This window comes from Chryseobacterium antibioticum, from assembly GCF_012927325.1.
Classification (GTDB): Bacteria; Bacteroidota; Bacteroidia; order Flavobacteriales; family Weeksellaceae; genus Chryseobacterium; species Chryseobacterium antibioticum.
This window is the reverse complement of the sequence record NZ_JABBGI010000006.1, coordinates 23,640-43,055: the sequence shown is the minus strand read 5'-3', so window position 1 is coordinate 43,055 and position 19,416 is coordinate 23,640. Positions and strand designations below refer to the sequence as shown.

General features: G+C 38.2%; 18 protein-coding genes. 10 read left to right on the top strand and 8 right to left on the bottom strand.

The genetic code is table 11. The annotated features are described in order from the left end of the window. The first annotated feature begins 142 nt into the window (after positions 1-142). From HHL23_RS06020 to HHL23_RS06005, 4 genes are all read left to right on the top strand, one after another. Entirely contained in the window at positions 143-811 is a 669-nt protein-coding gene (locus HHL23_RS06020; protein ID WP_169233907.1) for a carbonic anhydrase, read from the top strand. A gap of 22 nt (positions 812-833) precedes the next feature. Continuing rightward, a complete protein-coding gene (locus tag HHL23_RS06015) occupies positions 834-1,133 on the top strand; it encodes a hypothetical protein (RefSeq protein ID WP_076507244.1) in 300 nt (99 codons plus the stop codon). Between the two features lie 144 nt (positions 1,134-1,277). Continuing rightward, positions 1,278-2,870 (top strand): SulP family inorganic anion transporter, encoded by a 1,593-nt coding sequence (locus HHL23_RS06010; RefSeq protein WP_169233906.1) that lies wholly within the window; start codon positions 1,278-1,280, stop codon positions 2,868-2,870. Positions 2,871-2,912: 42 nt separating this feature from the next. Next, complete coding sequence (locus tag HHL23_RS06005; RefSeq protein ID WP_169233905.1) at positions 2,913-3,548, top strand: carbonic anhydrase; 636 nt, start codon at positions 2,913-2,915, stop codon at positions 3,546-3,548. Between the two features lie 278 nt (positions 3,549-3,826). Here HHL23_RS06005 and pth read toward each other — a convergent pair whose 3' ends face one another. The 8 genes from pth to mfd all read right to left on the bottom strand — a co-directional run bounded on the left by pth (position 3,827) and on the right by mfd (position 12,643). After that, positions 3,827-4,390 carry an aminoacyl-tRNA hydrolase gene (gene pth, locus HHL23_RS06000; RefSeq protein ID WP_169233904.1) on the bottom strand — a complete coding sequence of 188 codons (564 nt, stop codon included), beginning with the start codon at positions 4,388-4,390 and terminating at the stop codon, positions 3,827-3,829. A gap of 86 nt (positions 4,391-4,476) precedes the next feature. After that, on the bottom strand, positions 4,477-5,343 hold the full coding sequence (locus tag HHL23_RS05995; protein ID WP_228464647.1) for a hypothetical protein: 867 nt from the start codon (positions 5,341-5,343) through the stop codon (positions 4,477-4,479). A 164-nt stretch (positions 5,344-5,507) separates the two neighbouring features. Next, positions 5,508-6,383, bottom strand: coding sequence for a hypothetical protein (locus tag HHL23_RS05990; RefSeq protein WP_169233902.1), 876 nt, complete (start codon positions 6,381-6,383; stop codon positions 5,508-5,510). Positions 6,384-6,533: 150 nt separating this feature from the next. Continuing rightward, positions 6,534-7,277, bottom strand: coding sequence for a hypothetical protein (locus tag HHL23_RS05985; protein ID WP_169233901.1), 744 nt, complete (start codon positions 7,275-7,277; stop codon positions 6,534-6,536). Between the two features lie 3 nt (positions 7,278-7,280). Then, positions 7,281-8,096 carry a hypothetical protein gene (locus HHL23_RS05980; RefSeq protein WP_169233900.1) on the bottom strand — a complete coding sequence of 272 codons (816 nt, stop codon included), beginning with the start codon at positions 8,094-8,096 and terminating at the stop codon, positions 7,281-7,283. Positions 8,097-8,099: 3 nt separating this feature from the next. Next, positions 8,100-8,921 carry a hypothetical protein gene (locus HHL23_RS05975; RefSeq protein ID WP_169233899.1) on the bottom strand — a complete coding sequence of 274 codons (822 nt, stop codon included), beginning with the start codon at positions 8,919-8,921 and terminating at the stop codon, positions 8,100-8,102. 89 nt (positions 8,922-9,010) lie between these two features. Beyond that, positions 9,011-9,244, bottom strand: coding sequence for a hypothetical protein (locus tag HHL23_RS05970; RefSeq protein WP_169233898.1), 234 nt, complete (start codon positions 9,242-9,244; stop codon positions 9,011-9,013). 30 nt (positions 9,245-9,274) lie between these two features. Continuing rightward, the gene (gene mfd / locus HHL23_RS05965) at positions 9,275-12,643 is read right to left on the bottom strand and encodes a transcription-repair coupling factor (protein ID WP_169234027.1); all 3,369 of its coding nucleotides are present in this window, start codon (positions 12,641-12,643) and stop codon (positions 9,275-9,277) included. A gap of 254 nt (positions 12,644-12,897) precedes the next feature. Between mfd and HHL23_RS05960 the strand changes: the two genes are divergently transcribed. The 6 genes from HHL23_RS05960 (at position 12,898) to HHL23_RS05935 (ending at position 19,337) form a co-directional block, all read left to right on the top strand. Continuing rightward, a complete protein-coding gene (locus HHL23_RS05960; protein WP_169233897.1) occupies positions 12,898-13,290 on the top strand; it encodes a hypothetical protein in 393 nt (130 codons plus the stop codon). A gap of 182 nt (positions 13,291-13,472) precedes the next feature. Further along, positions 13,473-13,718: a hypothetical protein gene (locus HHL23_RS05955; RefSeq protein ID WP_169233896.1), complete on the top strand. Its 246-nt coding sequence runs from the start codon at positions 13,473-13,475 to the stop codon at positions 13,716-13,718. Between the two features lie 129 nt (positions 13,719-13,847). Then, positions 13,848-15,347, top strand: a complete 1,500-nt coding sequence (locus HHL23_RS05950) for a GH3 auxin-responsive promoter family protein (RefSeq protein WP_169233895.1) — start codon at positions 13,848-13,850, stop codon at positions 15,345-15,347. 69 nt (positions 15,348-15,416) lie between these two features. After that, the gene (locus tag HHL23_RS05945) at positions 15,417-15,779 is read left to right on the top strand and encodes a hypothetical protein (RefSeq protein WP_169233894.1); all 363 of its coding nucleotides are present in this window, start codon (positions 15,417-15,419) and stop codon (positions 15,777-15,779) included. Between the two features lie 92 nt (positions 15,780-15,871). Then, complete coding sequence (locus HHL23_RS05940) at positions 15,872-17,107, top strand: MFS transporter (RefSeq protein ID WP_169233893.1); 1,236 nt, start codon at positions 15,872-15,874, stop codon at positions 17,105-17,107. A 91-nt stretch (positions 17,108-17,198) separates the two neighbouring features. After that, on the top strand, positions 17,199-19,337 hold the full coding sequence (locus tag HHL23_RS05935; protein ID WP_169233892.1) for a T9SS type B sorting domain-containing protein: 2,139 nt from the start codon (positions 17,199-17,201) through the stop codon (positions 19,335-19,337). Positions 19,338-19,416 lie beyond the last annotated feature (79 nt).

The window sequence follows — 19,416 nt, the reverse complement described above, 5'->3', positions numbered from 1 at the left end:
TATTTTAATATTAAATATTGTTAAAACTGATTGGCTTTTCGGCAAAAATTATATTTTTGCATGATTATTGATTTAATCTATTGAATTCGAAAATAATTTAAACGAAATAAATAATTATAAACCTTTTTAAATTTTTAAAATTATGTCACAATCGTACGAAGTTATTTTCGAAAACAACAAGAAATGGGTAGAGTCTAAAATCCAGCAGGACCCAACGTTCTTTGAAGAATTAGCTAAAACTCAAAATCCAGAATTCCTGTATATCGGATGTTCTGACAGTAGAGTAACAGCAGAAGAATTGATGGGCACAAAACCAGGTGAAGTTTTTGTAACAAGAAACATCGCCAATGTGATAAATACTTTAGACATGAGTTCAACAGCGGTGATACAATATGCCGTAGAGCACTTAAAAGTAAATCACATAATTGTTTGTGGACATTACAACTGCGGTGGTGTAAAAGCAGCGATGACCCCTCAAGACCTGGGATTATTAAACCCTTGGTTAAGAAACATCCGCGACGTTTACAGATTGCATCAGACTGAATTAGATTCTATCGAAGATGAAGGAAAGCGTTATGACAAACTTGTAGAACTTAATGTTCAGGAGCAGTGCATCAACGTGATCAAAATGGCTTGCGTACAGGAAAGATACATCATTGATGAGTATCCTATTGTGCATGGCTGGGTATTTGACCTTAGAACAGGTAAGATCATTGATTTGGAGATCGATTTCGAGAAAATCCTGAAAGACATCCAAAAAATCTATAACCTTACAAGTTCTGACTGGGTAATGAGCAGAAAAACAGACTAGTTTTTCTAAAAATAAATGTAAGATGAAATTCTGGAGTATTATTGTATTAACCTTTTTCCTAAACTTCACAGCACTGCCTGGCATTGCTGCGGTTGCTGGCTGGGATCTGGTTAGAACCAATGTTATACTCAATGAAGAGGAGCCTCATTCTCACCCATCATCTTTTATTGTTTACGAAAAGACCCTTCCGAAACCTTTGGACGTATTCGATTACGTGAAGTTTTCCGAACCTGATCTTCAGGGCGTGTCTTTTGAGTTGATAGATGATTCCTTTCATCTGTCCCCCCTACTTACCATATTTTCTCCGCCTCCGGAAGCTTAGTTTTTAAGTATAGTTAGATTTTTTTAATAGTATTCATATCAAAAACTGATATCGGATACGTGTGCTTTTAAACTTAAATTTCCAATCTTTTATAATTGATTATCTGAGTATAGATCAATCAGTTATAGTATTTTTCAAAACATTATGAAAAAAACATCATTCATAGGAGGAATCAAGGAGAATTTCCCCTCAGGACTCGTTGTATTCTTAGTAGCGCTTCCATTATGTCTCGGAATCGCTTTAGCATCTGGAGCACCGCCTTTATCAGGGGTAATCTCCGGAATTGTGGGAGGATTAGTTGTAGGATTTCTCAGTAATTCAAATATATCAGTATCAGGACCTGCAGCCGGTCTTACCGCTATTGTTTTAACAGCTATCACAGATTTGGGAGCTTTTGAGCTTTTCCTTTGTGCAGGAATCATTGCTGGCCTTATCCAGTTAATTTTAGGATTCATCAGAGCCGGAAGTATTTCCAATTATTTCCCGAATAATGTCATCGAGGGAATGCTTGCTGCCATCGGTATCATTATTATTTTAAAACAAATTCCTCATGCCATGGGATTCGATAAAGATTATGAAGGGCATGAATCTATATTTGATAACGGTCTTAATTTCGGATATTTTACAGAATTATTCGGAGCTGTACATATCGGAGCTATTGTAGTAACCCTATTTTCGGTAGGTATTCTTATTGCATGGGATAAAATTCCGGCTTTAAAAAGAATGAAAATGCTGCCGGGAGCATTGGTAGCAGTAGCAGCAGGAATACTTCTTAACGAATTATTTAAACTGTCCGGAAGCTCTTTGGCGATCGGTACACAACATCTGGTCTCACTACCTGTTCCTAAGTCTTTGGATGATTTCAAAAATCTTGTTACGATGCCTGATTTTAACGGATTCACCAATCCTAAGGTTTGGGTGGTAGGGGCAACCATTGCCATTGTAGCTTCTATTGAAACGTTGCTTTGTATTGAAGCTTCGGACAGATTGGATAAACAGAGAAGAATTACCGATACCAATCTTGAGCTTAAAGCACAGGGGATCGGAAATCTGATCAGTTCATTTATCGGAGGACTGCCAATGACATCTGTAGTCGTAAGAAGTTCTGCCAATGCTAATGCAGGGGCCACTTCAAAAATGTCTGCGATGATTCACGGTGTATTGCTACTGGTATGTGTACTTACCATTCCGTTTATATTAAACCTTATACCGCTTGCTACCCTTGCTGCAGTATTGATCCTTGTTGGATACAAACTGGCAAAACCTGCCACGTTTAAGCATTTCTGGCATTTGGGTAAATTCCAGTTCATTCCTTTCGTAGCCACAGTGGTAGCCGTAGTCGCAACCGATCTTCTTAAAGGGGTAGGTATCGGTCTGGCTATTTCCGTCTTCTACATTCTTCAGGGGAATATGAAGCGTGCTTATTATCTAAGTCGTGAAAAACTTAATGATGCAGACGAAATCACCATTAAGCTTGCCGAGGAAGTTTCTTTCTTAAATAAGGCAGCCATCAAAAAGACCTTGAAAAATGTGAAGTCTAATTCTACTGTGACCATTGATGCAAGAGGAACTTCATATATTGCCACAGATGTACTCGAGATGATCCAGGACTTCGCCAATATAAGAGCAAAAGAAGAAGACATTAATGTGGAACTTTTAGGCTTCAAAACTTCATACAAAGATTATGAAACAGATGAAGATTCTCACATCCTGATCACACACAGAAGAGCAATGTAATCTCATTACACTAATTTTTTAATTTTAAAAAGAACAAATCATATGAAAGCACATACATACGAAACCCAATCTACCATTACTCCTGAAAAAGCATTAGACTTTTTAAAAGACGGAAACCAGAGATTTGTCAATAATCTAAAGGCAAACAGAGATCTTTTAGGACAAGTGAATGCAACACGGGAAGGACAATGGCCTTTTGCAGTAATTTTAAGCTGTATAGATAGCCGTACTTCCGCAGAACTTATCTTTGATCAGGGATTGGGAGACGTTTTCAGTATTAGAATTGCCGGTAATTTTATCAATCAAGATATTTTAGGTTCAATGGAATTTGGCTGTAACGTTGCGGGTTCCAAACTTGTTGTCGTTTTAGGACACACTAAATGTGGTGCATTAAAGGGAGGCCTGGACGCAGCACAAATTCAGGAAATGGGAATGGATAATCTAAACCATTTGATTAATCATTTCGACCCAATCATCAATGAAATCATCGAAGAAGGTGAAGAACGTTCATCAAAAAACGGTTCGCTTTTGGAAAGATTGAATCAGCAAAACGTGAAAAGTGCAATCGAAGACATCCGTACACAAAGTTCAACCCTTAAGAACCTTGAAGATGAAGGTAAAATTAAAATAGTTGGGGCTAACTATGATGTTGAAACCGGAGTTGTCACTTGGTTGTAAGTCATAAAAATTCGCACATTTCTATTAAACATATATAAAAAAGTCAGATTGGAAATTGATTTTTAAAGCATAAACAAATGCCACCGAAATTTCGGTGGCATTTTATATTTTTAATAGATGAAAAACGTACTGGTTAAGCTTTCTAAAGACACGGGAAATTATTTAGGATGCTATCTAAATCCCGAACAAGGCAAACCAGACAGATCTTACCTCTATATACTTTCCCATTCTTCCCTGTAGTATACAACCGGGGGTTTTTATTGTATTCTGAATCTTAATTACTTTCCGTTAAATGCGGACATCGTATTGCTGATCCCGGCAAAAACAAAAGACAAGCTGGCTTTAGCAAACTTTTCAATTCGTTCACCTAGCTTTTCATTTTCTTCTTCATTCCAGGTTCCCAGTACATAATCTACCTGGCGACCTTCGGAAAAGTCGGCAGAGATCCCAAAGCGGAGTCTTACATAATTCTGGGTCTGCAGCATTTCATTGATGCTTTTCAGGCCGTTGTGGCCGGCATCAGAGCCTTTCATTTTCATTCTCAATGTCCCGAACGGAAGTACAAGATCATCTGTAATGATCAGTACATTCTCCAATGGAATATTTTCTTTCTGCATCCAGAACCTGACGGCATTTCCGGAAAGATTCATATAAGTATCAGGCTTCAGGACGAAAACTTTTCTTCCTTTGTATTTCCCTTCTGCCATCCATCCGAAATTGGTTGTATTAAATGGAGCTTCCAATGTTTCGGCTATTTTTTCAGCTACTTTGAATCCTATATTGTGACGTGTATTTTCGTATTCCGGGCCTTTATTTCCTAGGCCTACTATTAAATATTTCATTTAGAAATTTTTTGCAAAATTAAGAGATAAAAAATAAAAAAGCCCAACCTTTATAAGATTGGGCCTGTATATTTTAAAGTTTCTTTTTAGAAAGGCTTATAAATGTAATTCACACCAAATCCTTTTGTCATGTACGTTTGTGGATCGTAGCTATAGTTAGTTGTTCTGCTAACAGGAGATGGAATAGGTGGTATAAGATCTGTTACAGACAATTTCTTAGGATTGTTCGGAGATAAGATATGACTCTCTCTGTCGTTAATCTCAGTAGATAAAAGTCTTGAGATTTTATATACCGTAGGAAGCAGTGTAAATGGACTGATCTCTGTGTCATAGTTTACGAAATCATAAGCTAATCTGGTAGTAGGTCTTCCGAATGCTCCGCCAGCCATAGGTCCGTAATTTCTTACGACTCTGGATACATTATCTCCTAAATAAGCATATCCTGTTTTAGAATAGCTGATAAACGCAAACGGTGTTCCTGAAACATCTGGACCATTCTTCATAATGATAGAATCCAGTTTAGCGGTAGAACCATTATATATTAGATCGTAAAGCGTTTTTGTTTTTCTTAAAAGCGTCTGAGGCCCCGGATTCGTTGCAGGCGGCACCGGTGGAGGTCTTCTGAAAACAGAACGGTTTTCAGAAATTGTTACTAACTTATCGTTGGGTCCGTAAGTAAATAACTGGCTGTAAGAAACACTATCCTTATCCAGCTTACCATTCCCATCCAGATCCAAAAATCCGTTAAATGAAATCTGGCTTACTTTGTTACCACTGTAAGCGATATCTGTAATTGAAGCACTGTCTGTGATTACTTTCGTTACCAAAAGCCCACTGTAGTGATATTCTGCTAATGTATCTTTGTTGGTGATTTCTCTGTATAATGCTCTTGGACCGTTTAGGCCTCCCGTGTCATTCAGATCCAATAATGGATCCCCGTCTTCGTCTAGCATGTCTTTGCAGGAATGTATTGAAGAGAACCCCGCTATTAATAAAATAAAGTAGAAAAGATGTTTCATTTCTAGGTAATTGTTTATTTTTTGACAAATATAACTTTTTTTTGAATAAAAGTTATGTTTTTATTTATATTCCGATAAAACCGATAATCAATTGAGTTTTATAAAGTTCTGTAAACATATTTAAGCGCCTGATCCTTATCTGAAACAGGATAATTAAATGCATCATACACATACGTCATAGGTGTATTTACTCCAGGTGCAGGACTTGGCGGCATTACATAGACTGATGTAGGATTATTCGGAGATATTCTGTAGAAGTTCTCAGGACGGATCAGACTCCAAGCTGTGAAAAAGGATTTTGGAAGCGTCGAGAACGGATTGACTTTAGAGTCATAGTTCTGATAGCTGTAAACAGTCATCTTAGCCGTAGCCATATTAGGATCTCCTGTTCCTGTAAGTGTTCCCTTGGCACATTCTGCCTTGAAAATATTGTCTCCATTATAAGTAAAAGTGCTTTCAGTAAATAAGCTGTATGCGGTATTGCCGGACACTTTTCTTTTTTCCATGATTTTCACAAGCTTCTTACCGGTAGCATCATAGGTAAAGGAATAATCACTTACAAACGAATCTAGCGGAGCAGCGGCCGTAGCAGTACATGTTGCGCTGTACACATTCCCCTTGCTGTCCTCACTTACGCTAAAATCATAGGCCGTACTTCCAGTTAAACTTCCGATAAATTTTATTTTACCAATTTTATTATTGACATACGTTACGGTACCTGTATAATAATTATTGGTGCCTGCATCTCTCAACATCCCTTTCTGAAAAACACTTCCGTTAACTGTGTATTCTTCCTGAACGGTACTGTTTAATGTGATCTTTTCCAGTACTCTAGCCGGAGGAGGAGTTGTATTTCCATTATTTCCGCCATTATTGGCACTGGGTTCAAATTGATCTGAAGAAGAATTGTCACATGAAACCAGAAGTCCGAAAAACACTCCGGTAATGACTTTAAAAAGATAGTTTTTTCCCATGAAAAATATTTTAGTGAGTTTACAAATATAATTCATTTTTTTGATGAAAACATTCACTTATTCAACAAATCGATGACAATCTTTATCTTTTCACAAAAAAAACCTAAAAACATAATGCTTTTAGGTCTGTAATTATGATGGATTGTCATATTAATAAGGTTGAAGTACAGATGTTGTCAAAACAGACTGAGACATCTCGTTATTCAGAAAGTCCGTATTCACGGCTCTTCCTATTCCCAAAGTCCCTGAATTCAGGTTTCTCTTGGTACATGCCACAGCTACATTATAATTGTTCTTAGGAGTAAGATCCGCAAGTGTCGCATTAAGGTTAAAGATTTTATAGCTTCCTTCCGAACCTATTAAAACATCAGTTCTCACTGCTCTCAGTGTATTATCTACAAAGATTCCACATGCAAAACCTGAAGAAGAATTCCCATTTCCTGTTTTCTGAGCTGTCGTCTGAAAAGTAAAAACAACTTTATTTACAGCATTGGTAATGGAAAAAGTATCCACCGTTCCGGGAAGAACCGTCCATCCAGTGGTAATGGCCGTACCTTCCGTATAGGGAGTTGTAACTCCATTAGGAGAAGAAAAGGATGCGCCTGTTTGATCGGCAACTGTATTCAATGAAAAAACAGACATACTACCCTGCCCATCAGCAATTTTTATACTCTTCCAGTCATTCACATTCATCTCCGAATTGTTATGAAGAATAGTTCCGGCTGATCCGGCTGATCCTCTCAACAGATTCGTTCCTCCGGTTCTGATTTCTCTTCTTACGTTGATATCCCCGTTTACATCCAGCATATTAACGGGATTGGGAGTATTCACACCTACCTGTGCGTTGGCCAACATAGCAAATAGCAAAGATTTTATAATAATAATTTTTTTCATGGATTAGTTTATAATGGGATTAAATGCCTGAGGAATCTCATATACATCAACTTTCAGAGAAGATTGAGCAATAAAGTTGTTAATGTTTGTATCTGCATTGATCCCTACAGCCAGTACAACATCGGTTCCCGTTCTGTAAGACCCCAGTCTTGAACAGGCAACACTTACCGTATGCTGTCCTTTAGAAAGATTGGTTACCACACCGATCTGATTATGGGTAATGAATGTACTGCTTGCACTACTCGCCTTAAGGTTTCTCTGTCTGAGATTAACCAGCTTGTCATCCACAAAAATACCACATGCGTAATCTATAGAAATATCCGTTGTTCCGTTCGCAGGTAGGTTAGCCTGTACCACGGTCTCAAATTGAAAATAGGTTTTACTCTGTGTACTGAAGACACTGATGGGTTGCGACAGACCCGCAATTTTCTTAAATCCGGGAAGACTGGAAATATCTGCTCCTTTAGAAAAAGCTGTACTTTTGGCTGCAATACTTGACTGTTCGGTACTGGTAAATTTCACTCCGGTTCTGTCTGAAAAGGAGTTATTGAATATTAAATAAAATTTGTTCGGTTCATATTCAGGAATACGCAGGGACTTCCAGATTGGAGGATAACCTTCTCCCTGAGAGACAAGGATCTGGTCATTATTTCCTTGAGAAAGTGTATGGTCTGTAACATTCAAAACAACGATCTTATTTCTTAAATTAATATCACCGTTGACGTCCAGTTTTGCTTTCGGTGAATTCGTATTGATTCCCACCTGGGCAGAAAGAGACAGTCCTGCTACAAAAAACAGGATTGATATAATATTTTTCATCAATTAATTGCTTTTATAAGTTACATATTCAATAACATCGATCTTCATGATAGATTCCAGTGTAAATGCATTGGAAATCGTATTGGTGTCCGAGACATTACGCCCTACTGCAAACTGCGAGGTTACATTTGATGTATTGATTTTTCGGCACGCCACCTCAAGCTTATGTCCACCAATAGGAACATTTTGCTCTGTATAATTAAGCGTGAAAATATAATCCTGAATACCAGACTTCTCGGTATTATTGTTTGAAACCACCTTATCCGGACGTACCGCTACCAATTTTCCGTTTCGGAAAACGCCGCAGGTAAAGGTAATAGACTGGGAAACAGCTGCATCCGGAGCCTTCATTTCTATACCTGTCTGAAACTGGTAAGTAAGCCGGTTTTTTCCGTTTTTGATGATAAAATTATTTTCAAGTCCGGTTATTTTCGACCATTTCCCTTTCGAAGTATCGGTGATATCATCTCCAACATTGTTCTTATAAACATTATCTGCAGCCACACCATTAGAAAGATCCGTAATACCTGCCTGATCTGACGACAGATATGAATTGATCAGTTTGTATTGCCCTTCCTCCATAAAGGAAACATTCAATGATTTCCAGACAGGAGGCAAACCTTCTCCCTGTGAAACCAAAACCTGGCCGTTCAATCCGGCACTTCCAATCTGGGCAGATGTGCCGCCTACTCTAAGTTCTTTTCTTAATGTGGTTTTCCCGCTGACATCGAGATTAGATTTGGGAGAAGTAGTCCCAATTCCCACTTGCGCGTTGACAGAAAGCGAAAAAAAGCCCGCTGCGCAACAGTAAATAATTCTTTTCATAATATGGGCTGCAAAGATATGAATTTAAATCACAAAAAATCCTTTACAACCCGTTAATCATGTAGAAATAAAGCAATTACGTTATAGAATTAATTGTATGAAAAAGTAGAATTATTACTACAAAGCTTTCCTTTTTTATGCATCTCCAAAGAAGAACACCCTTCAAAACCAATCACAGCAATAGATACAGCATTTTCTTTTCTCATTAAATAGTGATTTCCAAGCCCTTTTAAGCTTAATTCCCAGTATTCTATTGGTCCACAATACTGATAATAATCATGAAAAAAAAGACCCAAAAAGTAAACTTTCCGGGTCTTTTCCATTGTTTTGATTAAAAAACAAAGCTATCTATTTTAATGATGTCCAATAATGGTCTTCAACAGCATATTTACCTCATCTACATTTTTCACTTTTTCTTTTCTCATCATCAGAAGGTTTCCTTCTTTACCCACCTTCTCTTTAAGCTGGGCTTCCGCAGGATTTTGTGTTAAATAACTGATGATATGTTTGAATCTGTCGGTCTGATAAAATTTATCCTGAGGATTAGCAGGGAAATAGCCTAAAAACACGCCATTCTTCATGACAATCTTCTCAAATCCTATGTCTGCAGCAAGCCATTTCAGGGCAACGCTCTTTAATAAATTAACAGCTTCTTTTGGGAGATCACCAAAACGGTCAATCAGCTCCAGTTCAAACTGATAAAGGTCTTTTTCATTGTTGATCTCAGCAATTTTCTGATACAGAAGCAGTCTTTCTTCCGTATTGGAGATATAAAAATCAGGCAGCATCAGCTCCAGATCAGTATCAATATTGACATCTTTTACCGACTTGAAAAGCTTCTGTCTGTCCTCTTCATTATCAAATAAGTTCTCAAACTCTGCATCATCTTTCAATTCCTCTAAAGCTTCCTGCATTAGTTTCTGATACGTTTCAAAGCCCATTTCATTAATGAATCCACTCTGTTCCGCCCCCAGAAGATCTCCGGCACCACGGATCTCCAGATCTTTCATAGCAATCTGAAAACCACTTCCAAGATCCGAAAACTGCTCAATAGCTTCCAATCGTTTTCTGGCATCGGAAGTCATCATATCATAAGGAGGTATAATCAGGAAACAGAATGCTTTTCTGTTGCTTCGCCCGACTCTTCCTCTCATCTGATGGAGATCTGCCATCCCGAACCTATGAGCATCATTAATAAAGATGGTATTCGCATTAGGAACATCTACCCCACTTTCAACGATAGTGGTCGCAACAAGTACATCGTACTTTCCTTCCATAAAATCAAGCACATTCTTTTCGAGCTGCTTACCTTCCATCTGGCCATGTCCTGTAATCACTCTTGCATCGGGAACCAGTCTCTGGATAAGCCCCGCAATATCTTTAAGATTCTCCACCCTGTTATTGATAAAATAAACCTGCCCGTCCCGCTGAAGTTCATAAGAAACAGCATCCCTGAGAATTTCTTCACTGAATCCTATCAACTGCGTATCAACAGGCTGTCTGTTCGGTGGTGGCGTCTTGATCACCGACAGGTCTCTTGCCGCCATCAGCGAGAACTGTAGTGTCCTCGGGATTGGGGTAGCAGTTAATGTAAGTGTATCTACATTACTTTTCAGTGTTTTCAGTTTATCCTTTACTGAAACTCCGAATTTATGTTCTTCATCGATGATCAGCAGTCCTAAATCTTTAAACTTAACAGAACTGCTCACCAGCTGGTGTGTCCCAATAATAATATCTACTTTTCCACTTTTAAGACCATCTAAAGCCTCTGCCTTCTGCTTAGCCGTTCTGAATCTATTGACGTAAGAAACATTCACCGGAAAATCTTTCAGCCTTTCTCTGAAACTTCTGAAATGCTGGAAAGCCAGAATTGTTGTAGGAACCAGCACTGCAACTTGCTTTCCATCTGTAGCAGCCTTAAATGCTGCACGGATGGCCACTTCGGTTTTACCGAAACCTACATCTCCGCAGACCAGCCTGTCCATCACAGTATCTGCTTCCATATCTCTCTTTACATCGATGGTTGCTTTTTCCTGATCCGGAGTATCTTCATAAATAAAACTGGCTTCCAGTTCATTCTGCAGATAAGAATCCGGAGTAAAAGAAAACCCTCTTGCTGTCTTTCTTTCGGCATACAGCCTTATAAGGTCAAAAGCAATCTGTTTTACTTTTGCTTTTGTTTTCTGTTTCAATGATTTCCACGCCGGGGAACCTAATTTGCTAAGCACAACTTCTTTGCCGTCCGGTCCGTTGAATTTCGAAATTTTATGAAGGGAGTGGATACTTACATATAATAAGTCTCCGTTTTTATAGGTAAGTTTAAAACATTCCTGAATCTTCCCGTCATTATTCACTTTCACCAGTCCCATGAATTTCCCGATTCCATGATCGATATGGGCAATATAATCTCCGATTTTAAGGGACATCAGATCTTTCAGGGTAAGCTGCTCAGATTTTGCAAAAGTATTTTTCGCCTTGTATCTCTGGTATCGGTCGAAAATCTGGTGATCTGTATATACTAAAAGCTTATGCCCGTTATCCACAAAACCTTCATGCAGTTCCGATTTGAAGCTTTTAAAAGGAAGTTCATGTTCCAGTTCTTCAAATATAGACTCTAATCTTTCTCTCTGCTTTTCGGTTGAAAAAGAGATCCAGGTATCAAAACCTTCATTCTGTTTTTCTTCCAGGTCCTCAATCAACAATTCAAAATTCTTATGAAAAGAAGGTTGGGGAATCTGCTCTACTTTTACTTCAGTGACCTCCTTGAGTCCGTCAATAGGAGTACCTGCAAAATCAATGGTTTTAAATTTTTTAAAATCAAATAGAAACTCCTGGTCAGAAATAAAAAGTTCCTGTGGCTTCCTGTGTGCAATATCTTTACTTAAAGTCTCATATTTTTCCAGTGATTTTTCATAAAAAGTTTTGATTCTCTGCATTCCTACAGAACCATTCCTTGAAATAATAAAACTTTCGGCAGCTAGTAATTGCAATAGCGAAACCTTGGTTGCAGTTACTGAAAAATTCATATTGGAAACCAGTTGGAAATCTTTTACTTTATCTATTGAAAGCTGGGTTTCAATGTCAAAAGTCTTGATGCTTTCCACTTCATTGCCGAAGAATGTAATCCGGTAAGGTTTTTCGTAGGAATAGGAAAATACATCCACAATTCCTCCTCTGACAGAAAATTCTCCCGGTTCAGAAACAAAATCCGTCTGCTGAAAGTTATAATGGGTCAATAGCTCATCCACAAAATCAAAATCCAGCTGATCCCCAACTTTTATATGATGAGAGATCGCTTTAAAGTCTTCCTTTTTTAAAACTTTTTCAGACAAAGCTCCCGCATAGGCTACAATAACTTTTGGAGATCTTCCGGAATTAATCTTATTTAAAACCTCCGTTCTCAGAACAAGATTGGCATTCTGTGTTTTCTCTACCTGATAAGGCTCAAGGTGTGTTGCCGGAAAATACAGAACTTTATCTTTTCCAATAAGATCTTCCATTTCCGTATTGGCATATAAAGCATCTTCTTTATCATCTACCAGATAAAGGACGGTTTTTTTCCGGGTCAAAAAAAGTTCGGCAACAAAAATAGAGACCGAAGAACCGGCACTTCCCTTTACGGAAATATGCTGGCTGTTTTCTAACTGGGTAAAGATTTCTTTTCCAAATTCTTTCTGAAGAAGGTCGGGAAGAAACTTTTCGTGAATGGGTTTTAGCTGCATAAATAGTAATGGCATAAACGACAAAAGCGATTTCGGGAGTGATCCGAAACCGTTTATGCAAGACAAAGGTAAGGATATTTTTTTCTTTGGATGAAAATGAAGTATCTTCTAAAAATTAACTAAAATCTCATAATACATACCCAAATCTTAATTTTTTACAATTTTATCTAATTAAAAGTTAAAAAAAAGCCTATTTTATTGCATGGCATAGTGTTTGGAAATTTCATCTTATCGAAATTTAAATAAATAATGTTATGAAAAAAGTAATTAGAATCTTAGGCGTATTGATGCTGGTAGTTGTTGCCACATTATCTTTTGCATCATGTAGTAATGATGATGATCCGGTAAACAATGATTTCTTCGCAGGAACCTACAAAGGGAAGATCTCTTATAATGATGGATCTACGAACAACAGTACAGATAACGGAAGTGTATTTGTAACAAAGATTGCCAGCGGTACGAAATACAATTTCGCATTCTCGAACGGTATTCCTGATCTTAATGGAGTTGAATTTCAGCAGTCGGGAGATCACACACTAGTAATGGTGGGTTCCAGTGCTACCTCTTATATAAGAATTGACAATAATGAATTGAAAATCTTATACATGAAGGATGGTAAAACCTGGACCGCCAACTGTACACGTTAGAATCAACTATTCCTATTTATATCAAGCCTGTTTTCGTCATGAAAGCAGGCTTTTTTTATTTTCAACCCTCCAGTTTAAGTTTTTTTTAAGCAGTAATAAACTTTAGTTAAGGTTGTAAATCTCAGTTTTTCAGCCCGCTTTTTGTATATCTTTACTCAAGAAAAAATAAACAATACACGCTCATGAAAAAATTATTAACAGCGATGTCTCTAGCTTTAGGACTAGGCTTTGCAACCGCACAACAGACTGCACCGGCAACGACTTCAGCCCCTCACGCAACAACAAAAACGGCAAAAGCTCCGGCCGCTAAAACTGCCCAACCGGCAGCCAAGATGAAAAAGGACGGAACGCCTGATAAAAGGTATAAAGAAAACAAAAACCTTAAAAAAGACGGCACTCCGGACAAGAGGTACAAAGCCAACAAGTAAACTTTAACATATAGTTGTTATTTTCATAATCAAATTTCGAAGAACCGGTGAATCTCATTCGCCGGTTTTTTTGTGGCATATCTGAATGAAAATGATTCCATATTCTCTACTTATTTATAAATTTGAGGCATGTTAAATTTCTTCAAGAAAAATGCGGCACTGATCTGGGCAAAAAAACATGTTCAGAAAACCGGGGAATTCAAAAAAAATTCAGAGAAAAATCAGGAAGCTCTTTTGCTATCTCTTATAAAGACGGCTCAGAAAACGCTGTTCGGAAGGGAACATGATTTTGAGAACATTCATTCTATTAAGGAATTCCAGGAAAAAGTTCCTGTTGCCGACTATGAAGATTTAAAGCCCTACATCGAAAGGGTAAAAAAAGGACAGGCCAATATTCTGTGGACGGATACTCCGGAATATTTCGCAAAAACTTCGGGAACAACTTCAGGATCGAAATACATTCCTATTTCCAAGGAAGGAATGCCGTTTCAGATTGCGGGTGCACAGAGCGCACTATTCCATTATATTGCTCAGAAAAACAATGCAGACTTCGTGAATGGAAAAATGATCTTTCTGCAGGGAAGCCCTGAGATGGAAGAAGTTTTCGGCATAAAAACGGGAAGACTTTCCGGTATTGTCGCCCACCACATCCCAACCTATCTTCAGAAAAACCGCCTTCCAAGCTGGAATACGAATATCATGGAAGACTGGGAGGCCAAAGTAGATAAGATCATTGAAGAAACGGAACATGAAAATATGACCCTGATTTCAGGCATTCCGCCATGGCTTATCATGTATTTTGAGAAGCTTACCGAAAAACATGGTAAAAAGATCAAACACCTTTTCCCCAATCTCCAGCTTCTTGTAACGGGAGGCGTTAATTATGAACCATACCGGGATAAAATGGAAGATCTTCTTGGTGGAAAAGTAGATATTATTCAGACATTTCCGGCATCTGAAGGTTTTTTCGCTTTTCAAGATGACTATACCAAAGAGGGACTGCTCCTGTTAACCAACCATGGCATTTTTTACGAATTCATTCCTTTGGAAGAATATGGCAAGCCCGGAGCACAAAGATTAACTTTAAAAGATATAGAACTCAATAAAGATTATGCATTGATCCTTACTACAAATTCAGGTTTGTGGGCTTATTCCATAGGGGATGTTGTACGATTTATTGATAAAAATCCGTACAGAATTCTGGTAAGCGGAAGGACAAAACATTTCACTTCTGCTTTTGGAGAACACGTCATTGCATTTGAAGTCGAGGAAGCAATGAAAGCCACGCTAGAAAAATATCCTGCACAGATCATAGAATTCCATCTTGCCCCGCAAGTGAATCCTGCTGAAGGACTTCCCTATCATGAATGGCTGGTAGAGTTTGAAAAAGAACCTGAAAATCCCGAGTTATTCAGAAACGAACTGGACAACCAGCTTCAGAAGAGAAATACCTATTATGAAGATCTTATTACAGGAAATATTCTTCAGCCCCTTCATATAACGACTCTGAAAAAGAACGCGTTCCATGAGTATGCAAAATCGCAGGGTAAACTGGGAGGGCAAAATAAAACGCCAAGACTTGCGAATGACAGAAAAATTGCAGATCTATTAGAAATTTACAAACTTTAAAGATATTTTTTCAATTCCAAAAACATATATTCGAAAAAAATTATAAATTTGAAAAAATAAAAAATAATAATGAGAGCATCTGTACTTTTAAAATCATCTTTAGTAACTTCTTTATTTGTGATTTCATCCTGCGCTACCACAAAGTACAGCGATGATGTTTCAAAAAACAATTATTCTAATCTTCAAGCTGGAAAAACTTATGTTGTTACCATGAAAGATGGTTCACCAAAACAGAAAATACTGTTCCGTAACATTGATGGTGATCAACTTATCGGAACTGCCGGTAAGAAGGACAGTACAGAAGTGATCATTCCAAAAGCCAATGTTGCTGCGGTAAAAGACAGATCCAAAGCAAGAGTGACAGCAGGTGCTACCGTAATTGGGGCAGCGGGCGTTGCGGCTATTGTGATCAGCTCTCTGAGAGCAGACTAAATAGATTTTATCTTTCAGAACCTATTTGATTTATCATTTAAAAATCGACATACAAAACAGCCTTAAATAAATATTTAGGGCTATTTTTGTGCATGATTTCCTTTACACCGTTAAAAACATTGCAAAATGTTGAATTCAGAAATCTTCTTACGGGAAGGTTTTTTATTGTTTTAGCCTTCAGAATGCTTGCTACTTTATTGGGATGGTGGGTATATCAATTAACAAAAGATCCTTTTTCAATAGGCCTCATCGGACTTTCAGAGGTTATTCCTGCCGTAAGCTGTGCTTTATATGCCGGACACGTCATTGATATGAATGAAAAGAAGCGACTTCTGCTGATTTGTAATTATGCCTATGTTTTTTTGATTAGCCTGCTGCTGATTCCTGCGTTTTTCAATGTAGAAATGCACTTCAACGGACACGAAATCACCTACTTTATATACGGAGTTATATTTTTCACAGGAATAGCCAGGGCTTTTATCGGGCCTATTGCTCCCTCCATGATTCCTAAAATTGTAAAGAAAGAAAACCTCCCAAATGCCGTAACCCTGAACCAGGCTACATTTCTGATATCTTCTGTATGTGGACATGCCGCCGGAGGACTTCTTATCGGTTATTTTGGGGTAAAATACACATTGATTGTCATTATTTCATTAATATTTATTGCTTCATTATTCTTCTGGCAGCTGAAGGAACAGCATTCGGAATATAAAAAGGAAGAAGTGAATGTTGTGGAGAGTATGCGTGAAGGTATTTCCTATATCTTTAAGACAAAAGAAATTTTAGGGGCATTATGTCTTGATATGTTTGCTGTTCTTTTTGGAGGGGCCGTAGCCATGATTCCGGTATTTGCCACTGACATTTTAGATGCAGGAGCGGAAGGTTTCGGACTTCTGAATGCGGCATCCGATATAGGTTCTATGTGTATCATCACCCTTTTAGCAGTGGTTCCGTTAAGAAAGAATCAAGGGAAAATCCTACTGGTTGTTGTTGCCGGATTCGGGCTCTGCATCATTGGTTTCGGCCTGTCCAAGCTATACTGGCTTTCGTTTATATTTCTTGTCATGAGCGGAATGCTTGATGGAATCTCTGTTGTCATCAGAGGAACTATTGTACAGCTGAAAACTCCGGATCACATCAGAGGCCGTGTATTGAGTGTGAATTCTATATTTATTATGTCCAGCAATGAAATGGGACAGTTTGAAAGTGGTTTAATGGCAAAGTTACTAGGCGTAGTACGCTCTGTAGTGTTTGGGGGAACTATGACGGTCTTGGTTGCACTCCTAGTGACAAGCACCAATCCCAAGCTGAGAAAAATGAATTATTAGGCAATAATATGCTGATTCTATTAAATATATCACAAAATCTTTAAATTAACTTTAATAATTTTTTATATTTGTCTTTTTTAAATCCCCCTTTATGAAAAAAGCATTACTCGTTTTTCTAATCATCTGCTCACGCATCTTATATGCCCAGTCAGATTGTATTAGTGCAATATCTATCTGCGGAAACTCAGATATTTCTTATACCCCTTCCGGACCAGGAAATATCCTGGAAGGTATTGGTGCAAATTCCTGTCTGAGTGATACTGAAAATGAACACTTTTCGGTGTGGTACTCTTTTACGGCAGCGACTTCCGGAACACTGGCATTTGTTATTAACCCGGTTATTGATACCGATGACTATGACTTTGCAGTCTATGGACCTACTACCAATGGCTGTACTTCTTTGAATAATAGTAATATTTTTGTAACGCCTGTAAGATGTAATTTCAATGGTACAGGTGCATCTCAGGGAAATACAGGATTACTCTTAACAATACCGCCACCACCACCGCCAAATACGAATGGAAGTGCAGGAAACCAGTCAGAATGGAGTCCTCATATGGTAGTGCAAGCTGGTGAGACTTATTATCTTGTTGTAGATAACTATAGAAGTTCTCCAGACGGATTCTCACTAACCTGGACAGGTACTGCAAGTTTAAGTTCTGCATTCAACGATCCAGCACTTGCTCCGTTTCCATTTATTACTCCGGGACTTCCGGCAGCTAACCCTAATGATCCGAACGAGGTAACGGTTTGTTCTCTTGCCACACCATTCAACTTTACTTCATTGAGCACAGCAATTATCAATGGAAACAGCCCTAATTTTAAAGTAACTTACCATAAAAATACCAATGATGCCATTACAGGAGGAAATCCTGTGACTTCAGAGGTCGTAAACCTTGCACTGGTTTACTATTACAGAATTGTGTATCAGGATCCTGTGAACCCCACCAATCCTATGAATGGTTGTTTTATTACAGGAAAATTCAAATTCAGAGATGGCGGCTTTACTTTAACAAACGCAACGCTTACGAGTTGTAGCAATAATAACTCCGGGACAGCCATGTTTGATCTTACCACCGCTACTATAGGAGCCGGGCCTAACCACGTGTTGAAGTATTATCCTACAATGTTCGACCTCAACGCAGGAACGAACGAAATCACAAGCCCTGCGATCTACCAGTTTGTATCGGCAGAAGGAAAAATATTCGTAAAAGCAACGAATGAATTCGGATGTACAGCAAATGCGGAAATCACTCTGAAGTTTCACCCACTGGTAACAGTAACTGACGCTTCTTTAAGAACATGTTTCCTTGAAACCAATCATTCCCTGGGAACATTCAATTTAAGTAACGCTCCCGTAACAACACAACTTGGAGCAACTAAAAAATACTATCCATCTTTAACAGATGCAGTAAACGGAACCAATGAAATTTTAAGCTTCCTGGCTTATACAGCTCCAACCGGAGTCATCTACGTAAAAGTAATCAATGCACAGGGCTGTTACAATATCGCCAAGGTAACACTTACCGTTCTTTCTCCTGTTTACTCGAATGTTCTACAGGATAAAATCATCTGTATAGAGGACAAAACAACTCTGGATGCCGGCCCTGGATTCAATGGGTATGAATGGAGCACTGGAGCAACTACACAAGTTATCAACAATGTATCTGTAGGAACCTACTGGGTTAAATTGAAGACAGGCGACTGTATCTCATTACAGACGGTAAAAGTATATGCTTCTGAGCAGCCTGTCGTTTCAAGCATTGATATTTCAAACACTACAATCACGGTGAATGTAATTGCAGGAGCTCCTGAGTACAAATATTCTATGGATAATATCAACTGGCAGGATTCCAATGTATTTACCAATGTTTCAAGAGGAGACCACAAGATCTATGTAAAAGATGCGTATGACTGTGAACCTATTGATATAACAGTGGTAGTACCTAATCTTATCAATGTTATTACTCCAAATGGGGATGGTGTAAATGACGTCATAGACTATTCAGCGTTATCCGGTAAAAATGGTCTTATATTCAGTATCTTTGATAGATATGGGACTAAGATCCACCAGGCCGATAAATCTAACGGATATAAGTGGGACGGAACCGTAGCCGGTAAAAAGATTCCTACAGGAACATACTGGTATTCTGTAACGTGGAATGAAAATGATAAAAAGAATACACCATTCAAATTCTCAGGATGGGTAATGGTAAAAAACAGAGAATAATTTCTTGTTAAAAATATAAAACCGCTCTACGGGGCGGTTTTTTTTTCAACATAAAAGCTGATAACTTTATTTTACTCAA